This window comes from Pseudomonas sp. KCJK8993, from assembly GCF_046230915.1.
Classification (GTDB): domain Bacteria; phylum Pseudomonadota; class Gammaproteobacteria; order Pseudomonadales; family Pseudomonadaceae; genus Aquipseudomonas; species Aquipseudomonas piscis.
The window spans coordinates 1-13,179 of sequence record NZ_JBJJLO010000047.1 but is presented as its reverse complement, the minus strand read 5'-3'; the positions used below and the strand labels follow the sequence as shown (position 1 = coordinate 13,179).

Genomic DNA, 13,179 nt, shown 5'->3' with positions numbered 1-13,179 from the left:
AGCGCCCCTCCCCGCCGAATCAAATACGCCGTGCGGCGTAACGCTTGAGCATGCTCGGGACATCGAGGATCAGCGCGATGCGACCGTCACCGGTAATGGTGGCGCCGGACATGCCCGGGGTCCCCTGGAGCATTTTGCCCAAGGGCTTGATGACCACTTCTTCCTGGCCCACCAGCTGGTCGACGACGAAGCCGATCCGCTGGGTGCCCACCGAAAGGATCACTACGTGGCCCTCGCGCTGCTCTTCATGAGCGGCGGAACTGACCAGCCAGCGCTTGAGGTAGAACAAGGGCAAGGCCTTGTCCCGCACGATCACTACTTCCTGGCCGTCCACCACGTTGGTGCGCGACAGGTCGAGGTGGAAGATTTCGTTGACGTTGACCAACGGGAAGGCGAACGCCTGGTTGCCGAGCATCACCATCAGCGTCGGCATGATCGCCAGGGTCAGCGGCACCTTGATCACGATCTTCGAACCCTGGCCCTTGGTCGAATAGATGTTGATCGAACCGTTGAGCTGGGAAATCTTGGTCTTGACCACGTCCATGCCCACGCCGCGGCCGGAGACATCGGAGATCTCGGTCTTGGTCGAGAAGCCGGGAGCGAAGATCAGGTTGTAGCACTCGGTATCGCTCAGGCGATCGGCGGCGTCCTTGTCCATCACGCCGCGCTTGACCGCGATGGCGCGCAGGACATTGGGGTCCATGCCCTTGCCGTCGTCGGAAATCGACAACAGGATGTGGTCGCCTTCCTGCTCGGCGGCCAGTACCACCTTGCCCTGGCGGGACTTGCCCGATTCCTCGCGCTCTTCTGGCGACTCGATACCGTGGTCCACCGCGTTGCGCACCAAGTGCACCAACGGGTCGGCCAGGGCCTCCACCAGGTTCTTGTCGAGGTCGGTTTCTTCCCCCACCAGTTCCAGGTTGATCTCTTTCTTGAGCTGCCGGGCCAGGTCGCGAACCAGGCGCGGGAAGCGCCCGAAGACCTTCTTGATCGGCTGCATGCGGGTCTTCATCACCGCGGTCTGCAAGTCGGCGGTGACCACGTCGAGGTTCGACACCGCCTTGGACATGGCTTCGTCGCCGCTGTTGAGACCCAGGCGCACCAGGCGGTTACGCACCAGCACCAGTTCGCCCACCATGTTCATGATTTCGTCCAGCCGCGCAGTGTCCACGCGCACCGTGGTTTCCGCTTCGCTGGCCGGTTTCTCGGCGGCCGGGGCAGCTGGAGCACGGGCCGGAGCAGGAGCAGGAGCCGCGGCGGGTTTTGGCGCCTCGGCCTTGGCCTCAGGCTTGGCGGCAGCGGCGGCGGCCGGCTTGGCCACGGCAGCACTGGCCGGTGCCGCTGCTGCAGGAGCCGCAGCGACCGCAGCCGCTGGCTTGGCAGTGCCCGGGGTGTCGGAGAACTTGCCCTTGCCGTGCAGCTCATCGAGCAGGGACTCGAATTCGTGATCGGTGATCAGGTCGCTGCCGGCCGCGGCTGCATCTGGCGCAGCGGCGGCAGGTGCGGCGGCCACTGCCGACTCCAGTGCGTCGACGGCGAAATTGCCCTTGCCATGCAACTGGTCCAGCAGGGCTTCGAATTCGTCATCGGTGATTTCATCGCTGCCGGCAGCGGCGCCACCCTCGGCATCGGCCGCGGCGGGAGCGAGCGCATCGGGAGCGAACTGGCCCTTGCCGTGCAGTTGGTCCAGCAGGGACTCGAACTCGGCGTCGGTAATCTCGTCGCCATCCGGCTCACCCTCGGTGGCCGCCACGGCGGCGGGCGCGGCATCGGCGTCGGCCTTGGCAGCGCTCAGCGAGTCGAGCAACAGTTCGAATTCGTTGTCGGTGATATCGCCCGCCGGGGCTTGCGGCTCGGGCTCGGGTTCCGCCACGGCCTCGACGACCTCCTCCACAGGGGCAGGAGCGGGCTGCGCACCGGCCGGTTCGGCCAAGCGCGCCAGGGCGGATAGCAATTGAGGTGTCGCAGGAGTGATCTCGGTACGCTCGCGGACCTGGCCGAACATGCTGTTCACCGTATCCAGAGCCTCGAGCACCACGTCCATCAGTTCCGAGTCGACTCGTCTCTCACCTTTGCGCAGGATGTCGAAAACGTTCTCGGCGATGTGGCAGCACTCCACCAGCTCATTGAGCTGGAGGAAGCCGGCGCCCCCTTTAACAGTGTGAAAACCGCGAAAAATTGCATTGAGCAGATCCGCATCATCTGGCCGGCTTTCCAGCTCGACCAATTGTTCGGACAGTTGCTCTAGAATCTCGCCGGCCTCAACCAGGAAATCCTGAAGGATCTCTTCATCGGCGCCGAAGCTCATTAATGGGTGCTCCTAGAATCCAAGGCTGGAAAGCAAATCGTCAACATCGTCCTGACCGGACATAACGTCTTCCCGTTTATCGGCATGAATCTGCGGACCTTCACCCTTGGCGAGATGTTTTTGCGGATCTTTTTCCGCCAGGATCGACGCGCGGTCATGTTCGATACCAGCGAAACGATCGACCTGACTGGCCATCAAGACGAGTTTGAGCAAATTGCTTTCGACTTCGGTGACCAACTGGGTCACACGCTTGATCACCTGGCCGGTGAGGTCCTGGTAATCCTGCGCCAGCAGAATGTCGTTGAGGTGGCCGGAAATGGTACGGGTCTCCTGCTCGCTACGAGTCAGAAAACCGTCGACCCGACGCGCCAGTTCGCGAAACTCCTCGGCACCGACCTCGCGCCGCATGAAACGGCCCCAGTCCACGCTCAAGGCCTGGGCTTCAGCGCTCAGGCCATTGACCAGCGGGGTGCTGCTCTCCACCAAGTCCATGGTGCGGTTGGCCGCGGCTTCCGTCAGCCGGACCACATAGGACAGGCGCTCAGTGGCATCCGTGATCTGTGAAACTTCCTCGGCTTGCGGCATGTGCGGGTCAATCTGGAAATTGACGATCGCGCTATGCAGCTCGCGGGTGAGCTTGCCCACTTCCTGGTACAGGCCGCGGTCACGGGTCTGATTGAGCTCATGGATCAGTTGCACGGCTTCGCCGAACCTGCCCTTCTCCAGACTCTCGACCAGTTCCAGCGCATGTTTTTTCAGGGTCGACTCAAAGTCGCCCAGTGAAGATTCGTTATGCTCCATAGCTCCCCCGTGGCGCAATGGCTACGCATCTCAACCGATGCGTTCGAAGATCTTCTCGATCTTCTCTTTCAGCGCCTGGGCCGTGAATGGTTTGACGACATAGCCGTTAACACCGGCCTGGGCGGCTTCGATGATCTGCTCGCGCTTGGCTTCGGCAGTCACCATCAGTACCGGCAGGTGCTTGAGCTTTTCATCGGCGCGCACGTGGCGCAGCAGATCGATACCGGTCATGCCCGGCATGTTCCAGTCCGTTACCAGAAAGTCGATGCTCCCGCTGTTGAGTACCGGAATGGCGGTAGTGCCATCGTCGGCCTCGACCGTGTTGGTGAAACCCAGATCACGCAACAGGTTTTTTATGATCCGCCGCATCGTTGAGAAATCATCAACGATGAGGATTTTCATGTTCTTGTCCAATTCGACCTCCAAGCAGTCTTAAACACATCCAGTTCCTGGACGCGCCATTCAATCAATCCGGCATAACACGCAACGACTGCATGGAGCACATACTGCAAGACCGGCAAGGCACAAGGCCTGACCGGTCTTGGGCGCAGTGTCCCCACACTGCCTGTCAGCGCGCTCGCCACTCCCCCAAACGCCCCCGCAAGCGGGCCGCGCACTGGCTGTGTAACTGGCTGACCCGCGACTCGCTGACTCCCAGGACCTCACCGATTTCCTTGAGGTTCAGCTCTTCGTCGTAGTACAGCGCCAACACCAGTCGCTCGCGCTCCGGCAAATTGGCAATCGCATCCGCCAACGCGGCCTGGAAGCGTTCGTCCTCCAGGTCCCGTGACGGCTCGAGATGAGCACTGGCGCCATCCTCGTGCAGCCCTTCATGTTCGCCGTCCTGCAACAGGTCGTCGAAACTGAACAGCCGGCTGCCCAGGGTGTCGTTCAAAATCCCGTAATAATCGTCGAGACTCAATTGAAGTTCGGCCGCAACCTCGTGATCTTTAGCGTCACGACCGGTTTTCGCTTCAATTGCGCGAATGGCATCACTGACCATGCGTGTATTACGGTGCACCGACCGCGGCGCCCAGTCGCCTTTACGAACCTCGTCGAGCATCGCCCCACGGATACGGATACCCGCGTAGGTCTCGAAACTCGCGCCCTTGCTCGCGTCGTACTTGGTCGACACCTCGAGCAAACCGATCATCCCGGCCTGGATCAGGTCCTCCACCTGGACACTGGCCGGCAACCGCGCCAGCAGGTGATAGGCGATACGCTTGACCAGGGGCGCATAGCGCTCGATCAGTTCGTATTGGCTGTCACGCGCCGACTTCTTGTAGAGGTTGTAGCCACTGGCAGTCATAGCACCGGTCCCGCTGTTTGATGCACTAGCCGCTCGACAAAGAATTCCAGGTGCCCGCGTGGGTTCGCCGGCAACGGCCAGGTATCGACTTTCTGTGCGATGGCCTTGAACGCCAATGCACACTTCGAACGAGGAAAGGCTTCATAGACCGCACGCTGCTTTTGCACGGCCTTGCGCACGCTTTCGTCGTAGGGAACTGCGCCGACATATTGTAAGGCCACGTCCAGGAAGCGATCCGTGACCTTGGTCAACTTTGCAAACAGGTTGCGCCCTTCCTGGGGGCTCTGGGCCATGTTGGCCAGGACCCGGAAGCGGTTCATGCCGTAGTCGCGGTTGAGCAGCTTGATCAGGGCGTAGGCGTCGGTGATCGAAGTGGGTTCGTCGCAGACCACCAGCAGCACTTCCTGGGCCGCGCGAACGAAACTGACGACCGAGTCACCAATACCCGCGGCAGTGTCGATCACCAGGACATCGAGGTTGTCGCCGATGTCGCTGAAGGCCTGGATCAGGCCGGCATGCTGGGCGGGGCTCAGGTGCACCATGCTCTGGGTGCCCGAGGCGGCCGGAACGATGCGGATGCCGCCAGGCCCCTGGAGCAGCACATCGCGCAGTTCGCAACGCCCCTCGATGACATCGGCCAGGGTGCGCTTGGGAGTCAGGCCCAACAAGACATCGACGTTGGCCAATCCCAAGTCGGCATCCAGCAGCAAGACCCGTCGACCGAGCTCAGCCAGAGCCAGGGACAAGTTCACTGACACATTAGTCTTGCCGACGCCACCTTTGCCGCCGGTCACCGCAATCACCTGTACGGGATGCATGCTGCCCATGTTCTTTCTTTACCTTGTCTTACTTAGACGGGGCCACATAACTGGCTGCGTGTTCACCGTGAGAACAATGCCTGGCAGACCATCGATGTAGATACACTGCAATCTATTCATGAGTACCTCAGCCGACCCGCTTGGCCGGGTTGTGGTACAGGTCAGCGAACATATCGGCCATGGCTTCTTCGCTGGGTTCTTCCTGCATCTGCACGCTCACGGCGCGACTCACCAGTTGATGCCGGCGAGGCAGGTGCAGGTCATCAGGAATCCGCGGGCCATCGGTCAGATAGGCAACCGGCAATTCGTGACTGATGGCCAGGCTCAACACCTCGCCAAGACTGGCCGTTTCATCCAGTTTAGTCAGGATGCACCCAGCCAGGCCACAGCGCTTGTAGCTGTGGTAGGCAGCGGTCAGCACCTGTTTCTGGCTGGTGGTGGCCAGCACCAGGTAATTCTTCGCCCGGATCCCGCGACCGGCCAGGCTTTCCAGTTGCATGCGCAGCGCCGGGTCGCTGGCCTGCAGGCCGGCGGTATCGATCAACACCACGCGCTTGCGCAACAGTGGGTCCAGGGCCTGCGCCAGGGACTGGCCAGGATCGACATGGGTCACCGAGACATTGAGGATGCGCCCCAAGGTCTTGAGCTGCTCCTGGGCACCGATACGGTAGCTGTCCATGCTCACCAGCGCGATGTTCTGCGCGCCGTACTTGAGCACGTAGCGGGCCGCCAGCTTGGCCAGGGTGGTGGTCTTGCCCATGCCGGCAGGACCGACCATGGCAATCACCCCGCCCTCTTCCAGGGGCTCGATTTCAGGCGTCAGGATCATTCGTGCCAGGTGCGCCAGGAGCATGCGCCAGGCCTGGCGCGGCTCGTCGATATCGGTGATCAGCGCGAGCAGGTCGCGAGCCAGCGGACCGGACAGGCCGATGCGCTGCAGGCGGCGCCAGAGGTTGGCTTGTTCGGGACGACTGCCCTGCAACTGGCTCCAAGCCAGGGAGCCGAGCTGCACTTCCAGCAACTCGCGCAAGCCGTTGAGCTCGGAGCGCATGGAGTCCAGGGCCCGGTTGTCCACCGCCGGCGCGACCGGGGCCGGAGCCGGGCGCGGGCGCTCGGCCAGGGTAGGCTCGATCAAGGGCTCGGCCGCCGTGAGCGGCAGGCCGGCGAACAACTGGCGATTGCTGATCGAGGCCGTGTCGCCTTCGCCTCGCAGACTCAGCTCGGCCTGGGCGGTGACGATCCGCGACTGGGTCTTGCGTAGCTCGTCTTCGAGCTCCATGTTCGGAATCCGTGGCGACAAGGCCGACAACTTGTAATCCAGGGCCGCCGTCAGCTCGACGCCACCGGCGATCCGGCGGTTACCGATGATGGCAGCCTCGGCCCCCAACTCATCACGAACCAGTTTCATGGCCTGGCGCATATCGGCGGCGAAAAAACGCTTAACTTGCATAACCCACTACCTCAGCCGTTGGGCCCTACTGTCGCGACGATGGTCACTTGCTTGTTGTCGGGAATTTCCTGGTACGCCAGCACATGCAAACCCGGGACGGCCAGGCGACCGAACCGCGAGAGCATGGCGCGGACCGGACCCGCAACCAACAGAATCACCGGTTGACCTTGCATCTCTTGACGCTGCGCCGCTTCGATCAGCGAACGCTGCAGCTTCTCTGCCATGCTTGGCTCGAGCAGAACGCCTTCTTCCTGGCCTTGTCCTGCCTTCTGCAGACTGCTGAGCAAAATCTGTTCCAACCTTGGCTCCAGAGTGATCACAGGCAGCTCGGACTCAGTACCTACAATGCTTTGGACGATAGCGCGAGACAATCCGACGCGCACCGCGGCCACCAAAGCGGCAGTATCTTGACTCTTAGCGGCATTGTTGGCGATAGCTTCGGCAATGCTGCGGATATCACGCACCGGCACCTGTTCGGCCAACAAGGCTTGCAGCACCTTGAGCAGTTGCGAGAGCGAAAGCACGCCCGGCACCAACTCTTCAGCCAGCTTCGGCGAACTCTTGGCCAGCACCTGCATCAGTTGCTGGACCTCCTCGTGGCCGATCAGCTCGCTGGAGTGCTTGTACAGAATCTGGTTCAGGTGCGTGGCGACCACGGTACTGGCGTCCACCACGGTATAGCCCAGGGACTGGGCCTGGGGTCGCTGGCTGATCTCGATCCACACCGCTTCCAGGCCGAAGGCCGGATCCCGGGCGGCGATACCGTTGAGCGTGCCGTAGACCTGTCCCGGGTTGATCGCCAATTCGCGATCCGGATAGATCTCGGCCTCGGCCAGGATCACCCCCATCAGCGTCAGTCGGTAAGCGCTGGGGGCCAGGTCGAGGTTGTCACGGATATGCACGGTGGGCATGAGGAAACCCAGGTCCTGGGATAGCTTCTTGCGCACGCCCTTGATCCGCGCGAGCAACTGCCCGCCCTGGTTGCGATCCACCAGGGGAATCAAGCGATAACCCACTTCCAGGCCGATCATGTCGATCGGAGTCACGTCGTCCCAGCCCAGCTCCTTGGTTTCCATGGCCCGTGCCGGCGAAGGCAGCAGGTCTTGCTGGCGCTGGAGCTCTTCCTGGGCGCGGACCTTGGCCTGGTTCTGCTGGCGCCAGAGCAGGTACGCCGCACCGCCGGCCACCAGGGCCAGGCTGAGGAAGGACACATGGGGCATGCCCGGCACCACGCCCATGACCGCCATCAGCCCGGCGGCCACGGCCAGGGCCTTGGGCGAGGCGAACATCTGCCGGTTGATCTGCTTGCCCATGTCCTCGGAACCCGAGGCACGGGTGACCATGATCGCCGCCGCGGTGGACAGCAACAGCGAAGGCAGCTGCGCCACCAAACCGTCACCGATGGTCAACAAGGCATAGACCCGGCCAGCGTCGGCAAAGGTCATGTCGTGCTGGAAGATACCGACCGCCATACCGCCGATCAGGTTGATGAACAGGATCAGCAAGCCGGCGATGGCATCACCGCGGACGAACTTGCTGGCACCGTCCATTGAACCGTAGAACTCGGCCTCCTGGGCCACCTCGGCCCGGCGCGCCTTGGCCTGGTTCTGGTCGATCAGGCCGGCGTTGAGGTCGGCGTCGATGGCCATCTGCTTGCCGGGCATGGCATCCAGGGTGAAGCGTGCGCTCACCTCGGAGATCCGCCCGGCCCCCTTGGTCACTACCACGAAGTTGATGATCATGAGGATCGCGAAGACCACGATACCCACGACGTAGTTGCCGCCGATCACCACCTCGCCGAAGGCCTGGATCACCTTGCCCGCGGCGGCATGCCCTTCCTGGCCATGGAGCATCACCACCCGCGTCGAGGCCACGTTGAGCGCCAGGCGCAGCAAGGTGGCCACCAGCAGGATGGTGGGGAATACCGCGAAATCCAGCGGTCGCAGGGCGTAGACGCAGACCAGCAGGACCACGATCGACAAGGCGATGTTGAACGTGAAGAACACATCCAGCAGGAACGCCGGTACCGGCAGCATCATCATGGCCAGCATGACCAACAACAGCACCGGCACACCCAGGTTGCCCCGACCAAGGTCGGCCAGGTTACTGCGAGCCGTGTTGATTAACTGAGTGCGATCCACCGATTTACCCCGTTCCGTAAAGCAAACTTTTGACGCCTGAAGCGATACAGGACGGCTACTGCAAGAAGCCTTCCAACTTTCACCCGGGCAGCTCAATCAAGCATTTACGCGCATTTCATCACGGAGGGAGAAGCGCCCCACAGGCCACGGAGAGGGATTGTGACAATAGCCATTTTTCCGGCGAGCCCGTCCGATTTGGACAAGCCCTGCATTAGGCAGGGCTGGCCGGACCCGAGGCCGGTCGATTGCCGGCGCTATCACGCTGCAAGTCGCCGGGAATCTGCGGCTCCTTGAGCGGCTCCGGACGCTTGCCCTTGCCCGCGCGGTATTGGCGGATCTGGTAGACGTAGGCCAGCACCTGGGCTACCGCCAGGTACAAGCCGGCCGGAATCTCCTCCTCAAGCTCGGTGGAGTAGTAGATCGAACGCGCCAGGGCCGGCGACTGCAGCAGCATGATCTCGTGGGCAGTGGCGATCTCGCGGATCTGCTGCGCCAGGAAGTCCGTACCCTTGGCCAGCAGCACCGGCGCCCCACCCTTGTCGGCGTCGTACTTGAGCGCCACGGCGTAGTGGGTCGGGTTGGTGATGACCACGTCGGCCTCCGGGATCGCCGCCATCATCCGCCGCTGGGACATCTCGCGCTGCACTTGGCGAATCCGTTGCTTGACCTCCGGGCGCCCTTCCTGGTCCTTGTGCTCGTCGCGCACTTCCTGCTTGGTCATCAGCAGCTTCTTGTGGGCCTGGTACAGCTGCACCGGCACGTCCACCGCGGCGATCAGGATCAGCCCGCAAGCCATCCACAAGGTGCTCCAGCCCACCACCTGGACGCTGTGGATGATCGCCAGCTCCATGGGCTCATGGGCGATGCGCAGCAGATCGTCGATATCCGCCGAGAGCACCGACAGCGCCACGAACAGCACCAGGCTGAACTTGGCCAGGGCCTTGAGCAATTCGATCACGGCCGTCGAGGAAAACATCCGCTTCAGGCCATTGGCCGGGTTCATGCGACTGAACTTCGGCGCCAGGCTCTTGCCGGCGAACAGCCAGCCCCCAAGGGAGATCGGCCCGACGATGGCCGCCAGCAACAGGGTCAGCAGCACCGGCTGCACCGCCAGAATGGCGATCTTGCCCGAATGCAACAGATACAGGCCCATGGCTCCCGGGCTGAGCAGTACTTCGCGCGGCAGGGAGAAGTTCAGGCGCATGATTTCCAGGAGGGTCTGCGCCAGGCTCGCGCCGAACACCAGCAGCCCGCCGGCCCCGGCCAGCATGATGGCCAGGGTGTTGAGCTCCTTGGAGCGAGCGATCTCGCCCTTTTCCCGGGAGTCCTTCTTGCGTTTCTCCGTGGGGTCTTCCGTCTTGTCCTGACCGCTCTCGCTCTCAGCCATGGCTCAACGGGCCCTCGCCAATTCGCGCAAGAACTGCAGGGCCTCGGAGGCCAGCGGTTGATACTGGTTGAGGATGTCGGCCAGGCTGATCCAGACGATGCCCATGCCCAGCACCAGGGTCAGCGGGAAGCCGATGGAGAAGATGTTCAGTTGCGGCGCCGCCCGGGTCATGACGCCGAAGGCGATGTTGACCACCAGCAGCGCGGTGATCGCCGGCAGCACCAGCAAGAGCGCCGCCCCCAGGACCCAGCCCAGCTTGCCCGCCAGGTCCCAGTAGTGATTGACCATCAGGCCGCCACCGACCGGCAAGGTGGTGAAGCTCTCGGTCAGCACCTCGAACACCACCAGGTGGCCGTTCATGGCCAGGAACAACAGGGTGACCAGCAGGGTGAAGAACTGCCCGATCACCGCCACCGAGACCCCGTTGGTGGGGTCGACCATGGAAGCGAAGCCCATGCCCATCTGGATCGCCACGATCTGCCCGGCGACCACGAAGGCCTGGAAAAACAACTGCAAAGAGAACCCCAGCACCGCGCCGACCAGGATCTGTTCGGCCACCAGCAGCAAGGCGCTGAGGTCCAGGGCGTGCACTTCGGGCATGGGTGGCAGTGCCGGGGCGATCACCACGGTGATCGCCAGGGCGAAATACAGGCGCACCCGCCGCGGCACCAGGGTGGTACCGAAGATCGGCATCACCATCAGCAGCGAGGTGACGCGAAACAACGGCAGCATGAAACTCGCCACCCAACTGCCGATCTGGGTATCGGTCAGCGCCAGCAATGACACGGGGTCAGCCAATCAACTGCGGAATACTGCCGTACAACTGACGGATGTATTCCATGAAGGTTTGCACCAGCCAGGGGCCAGCGACGATCAGCGTCACCAGCATCACCAGCAAGCGCGGCAGGAAGCTCAGGGTCTGCTCGTTGATCTGCGTGGCCGCCTGGAACATGGCCACGATCAAGCCCACCAGCAGGCTGGGCACCACCAGTACGGCAACCATCATGGTGGTCAACCACAGGGCTTCGCGAAACAGGTCTACCGCGACTTCAGGAGTCATGATCGATCACCCGCAAACAAGGTTCTAGACACCGCCGAAACTGCCGGCCAGGGTACCGATGATCAAGGCCCAGCCATCCACCAGGACAAACAGCATGATCTTGAACGGCAGGGAAATGATCAGCGGCGACAGCATCATCATGCCCATGGCCATCAGCACGCTGGCCACTACCAGGTCGATGATCAGGAACGGGATGAAGATCATGAAGCCGATCTGGAACGCCGTCTTGAGCTCCGAGGTGACGAAGGCCGGGACCAGGATAGTCAGCGGCGCCTGGTCGGGACTGGCGATGTCGGTCCGCTTGGACAGGCGCACAAACAACTCCAGGTCGCTGCTGCGCGTCTGCGCCAGCATGAAGTCCTTGATCGGCACCTCGGCCTTGGCCACCGCATCCTGGGCGGTGATCTTCTCCGCGAGGTAAGGCTGCAGTGCGTCCTGGTTCACCCGGTCGAACACCGGGGCCATGATGAACAGGGTGAGGAACAGCGCCATGCCGGTGAGGATCTGGTTCGACGGCGTCTGCTGCAGGCCCAGGGCCTGGCGCAGGATCGAGAAGACGATGATGATCCGGGTGAAGCTGGTCATCAGCATGACGAACGCCGGGATGAAGCTCAGCGCGGTCATGATCAGCAGGATCTGCAGGCTGACCGAGTATTCCTGCTGGCCATCGGCATTGGTGCCGAGGGTGATCGCCGGGATAGACAACGGATCGGCCGCCAGCGCCAGCGGCGCAGCCAGCATCAGGGCCAACATCAAGATGATGCGCAACGGCATTACTTCCTATCCTTCTGGTCCTTGCCCAACAGCTCCATCAGGCGCTGGGCGAACTCGGGCGTCGCCTGCTCGGCAGCGGGCACCTGCACCGGCTCCTTGAGCACATGCAACGGGGTGATGGTGCCCGGGGTCAGGCCCAGGAGGATCTGCTCCTTGCCCACCTGCACCAGCACCAGGCGATCGCGCGGCCCGAGGACCCGGGAACCGATCAGCTCGATCACCTGGCCCTTGCCGGCAGGACCGGCCTGCTGCACACGGCGCAACAACCAGGCGAGGAAAAAGATCAGCCCGATCACCAGCAGCAGGCCCAGCAACAGCTGGACCAACTGCCCGCCAAGGCTACCCACCGCCGGGGCCGTGGCCGTCGCGGCGGCCCCGGCGCTGGCCAGCGGCTCCGCGGCCAGGGCGCTCAGCGGCAAGCCAAGCAGTACGCCAAGCAGCTTGTTCACTTAGCGCAGCTTCTTGATGCGTTCGCTGGGGCTGATCACGTCAGTCAGGCGAATGCCGAACTTCTCGTTGACCACCACCACCTCGCCGTGGGCGATCAGGGTGCCGTTGACCAGCACGTCCAGCGGCTCGCCGGCCAGGCGATCAAGCTCGATCACCGAACCCTGGTTGAGCTGCAGCAGGTTGCGGATGTTGATATCAGTACTGCCCACTTCCATGGAGATCGACACCGGGATGTCGAGGATCACGTCCAGGTTCGGCCCATCGAGGCTCACCGGCTCATGACTCTTGGGCATGCTGCCGAACTCTTCCATCGGCAAGCGGCCATGGGTGGGCGCGGTAGCGGCATCGGCAGCCAGCAAGGCGTCGATATCGGCCTGGCCGGCATCACCGGTTTCTTCCAGGGCAGCAGCCCATTCGTCGGCCAGCGCCTGGTCGTCCTGTGGGTTAATTTCGTCAGCCATCTTGGGTCCTCGACGGGCAAAAATTCATTGAACAGCAAACAGGTTGGAGCGCCCTCAGCGGCGCTCGATCGCTTCGATCACTTGCAGCGCCAGGTTGCCCTTGTGGGAGCCCAGCTTGACCTTGAACGAGGGTACGCCGTTGGCACGCATGATCATGTCTTCCGGCAGTTCCACGGGAATCACATCGCCGGGCTGCATGTGCAGGATGTCCCGCAGGCGC

14 protein-coding genes are annotated in these 13,179 nt (G+C 62.6%); all 14 read right to left on the bottom strand.

All coding sequences use genetic code 11. The annotated features are described in order from the left end of the window. Nucleotides 1-19: 19 nt before the first annotated feature. Nucleotides 20-2,308 carry a chemotaxis protein CheA gene (locus ACK6AU_RS16580; protein ID WP_185700702.1) on the bottom strand — a complete coding sequence of 763 codons (2,289 nt, stop codon included), beginning with the start codon at nucleotides 2,306-2,308 and terminating at the stop codon, nucleotides 20-22. A 12-nt stretch (nucleotides 2,309-2,320) separates the two neighbouring features. Next, complete coding sequence (locus ACK6AU_RS16575; protein WP_085595848.1) at nucleotides 2,321-3,109, bottom strand: protein phosphatase CheZ; 789 nt, start codon at nucleotides 3,107-3,109, stop codon at nucleotides 2,321-2,323. 30 nt (nucleotides 3,110-3,139) lie between these two features. Continuing rightward, nucleotides 3,140-3,511 carry a chemotaxis response regulator CheY gene (locus ACK6AU_RS16570; protein ID WP_003183998.1) on the bottom strand — a complete coding sequence of 124 codons (372 nt, stop codon included), beginning with the start codon at nucleotides 3,509-3,511 and terminating at the stop codon, nucleotides 3,140-3,142. 166 nt (nucleotides 3,512-3,677) lie between these two features. After that, the gene (gene fliA / locus ACK6AU_RS16565; RefSeq protein ID WP_011060003.1) at nucleotides 3,678-4,418 is read right to left on the bottom strand and encodes an RNA polymerase sigma factor FliA; all 741 of its coding nucleotides are present in this window, start codon (nucleotides 4,416-4,418) and stop codon (nucleotides 3,678-3,680) included. Further along, the gene (fleN, locus tag ACK6AU_RS16560; RefSeq protein WP_016963180.1) at nucleotides 4,415-5,245 is read right to left on the bottom strand and encodes a flagellar synthesis regulator FleN; all 831 of its coding nucleotides are present in this window, start codon (nucleotides 5,243-5,245) and stop codon (nucleotides 4,415-4,417) included. Before fleN ends, fliA begins: the two co-directional genes overlap by 4 nt. A 118-nt stretch (nucleotides 5,246-5,363) precedes the next feature. Next, entirely contained in the window at nucleotides 5,364-6,686 is a 1,323-nt protein-coding gene (flhF, locus tag ACK6AU_RS16555) for a flagellar biosynthesis protein FlhF (RefSeq protein WP_185700703.1), read from the bottom strand. 11 nt (nucleotides 6,687-6,697) lie between these two features. Further along, a complete protein-coding gene (flhA, locus tag ACK6AU_RS16550; RefSeq protein ID WP_409300108.1) occupies nucleotides 6,698-8,827 on the bottom strand; it encodes a flagellar biosynthesis protein FlhA in 2,130 nt (709 codons plus the stop codon). A 211-nt stretch (nucleotides 8,828-9,038) separates the two neighbouring features. Then, nucleotides 9,039-10,214 carry a flagellar biosynthesis protein FlhB gene (gene flhB, locus ACK6AU_RS16545; protein ID WP_185700705.1) on the bottom strand — a complete coding sequence of 392 codons (1,176 nt, stop codon included), beginning with the start codon at nucleotides 10,212-10,214 and terminating at the stop codon, nucleotides 9,039-9,041. A 3-nt stretch (nucleotides 10,215-10,217) separates the two neighbouring features. Then, a complete protein-coding gene (gene fliR, locus ACK6AU_RS16540) occupies nucleotides 10,218-11,000 on the bottom strand; it encodes a flagellar biosynthetic protein FliR (protein ID WP_185700706.1) in 783 nt (260 codons plus the stop codon). Nucleotides 11,001-11,004: 4 nt separating this feature from the next. Further along, nucleotides 11,005-11,274 carry a flagellar biosynthesis protein FliQ gene (fliQ, locus tag ACK6AU_RS16535; RefSeq protein WP_022643038.1) on the bottom strand — a complete coding sequence of 90 codons (270 nt, stop codon included), beginning with the start codon at nucleotides 11,272-11,274 and terminating at the stop codon, nucleotides 11,005-11,007. 24 nt (nucleotides 11,275-11,298) lie between these two features. Beyond that, complete coding sequence (gene fliP / locus ACK6AU_RS16530; protein WP_185700707.1) at nucleotides 11,299-12,048, bottom strand: flagellar type III secretion system pore protein FliP; 750 nt, start codon at nucleotides 12,046-12,048, stop codon at nucleotides 11,299-11,301. After that, nucleotides 12,048-12,497 (bottom strand): flagellar biosynthetic protein FliO, encoded by a 450-nt coding sequence (gene fliO / locus ACK6AU_RS16525; protein WP_409300104.1) that lies wholly within the window; start codon nucleotides 12,495-12,497, stop codon nucleotides 12,048-12,050. The genes fliP and fliO overlap by 1 nt, the downstream gene beginning before the upstream one ends. Then, entirely contained in the window at nucleotides 12,498-12,959 is a 462-nt protein-coding gene (fliN, locus tag ACK6AU_RS16520) for a flagellar motor switch protein FliN (RefSeq protein WP_185700709.1), read from the bottom strand. 54 nt (nucleotides 12,960-13,013) lie between these two features. Continuing rightward, nucleotides 13,014-13,179, bottom strand: a 166-nt coding sequence (locus tag ACK6AU_RS16515; RefSeq protein WP_409300138.1) for a FliM/FliN family flagellar motor switch protein, incomplete at its 5' end; no start/stop codon positions are given.

What these genes read in the sequence shown, in the direction of transcription:
- ACK6AU_RS16580 (WP_185700702.1), bottom strand. Translation starts at nt 2,308, where the DNA reads ATGAGCTTCGGCGCCGATGAAGAGATCCTTCAGGATTTCCTGGTTGAG.
- ACK6AU_RS16575 (WP_085595848.1), bottom strand. Translation starts at nt 3,109, where the DNA reads ATGGAGCATAACGAATCTTCACTGGGCGACTTTGAGTCGACCCTGAAA.
- ACK6AU_RS16570 (WP_003183998.1), bottom strand. Translation starts at nt 3,511, where the DNA reads ATGAAAATCCTCATCGTTGATGATTTCTCAACGATGCGGCGGATCATA.
- fliA (WP_011060003.1), bottom strand. Translation starts at nt 4,418, where the DNA reads ATGACTGCCAGTGGCTACAACCTCTACAAGAAGTCGGCGCGTGACAGC.
- fleN (WP_016963180.1), bottom strand. Translation starts at nt 5,245, where the DNA reads ATGGGCAGCATGCATCCCGTACAGGTGATTGCGGTGACCGGCGGCAAA.
- flhF (WP_185700703.1), bottom strand. Translation starts at nt 6,686, where the DNA reads ATGCAAGTTAAGCGTTTTTTCGCCGCCGATATGCGCCAGGCCATGAAA.
- flhB (WP_185700705.1), bottom strand. Translation starts at nt 10,214, where the DNA reads ATGGCTGAGAGCGAGAGCGGTCAGGACAAGACGGAAGACCCCACGGAG.
- fliQ (WP_022643038.1), bottom strand. Translation starts at nt 11,274, where the DNA reads ATGACTCCTGAAGTCGCGGTAGACCTGTTTCGCGAAGCCCTGTGGTTG.
- fliP (WP_185700707.1), bottom strand. Translation starts at nt 12,048, where the DNA reads ATGCCGTTGCGCATCATCTTGATGTTGGCCCTGATGCTGGCTGCGCCG.
- fliN (WP_185700709.1), bottom strand. Translation starts at nt 12,959, where the DNA reads ATGGCTGACGAAATTAACCCACAGGACGACCAGGCGCTGGCCGACGAA.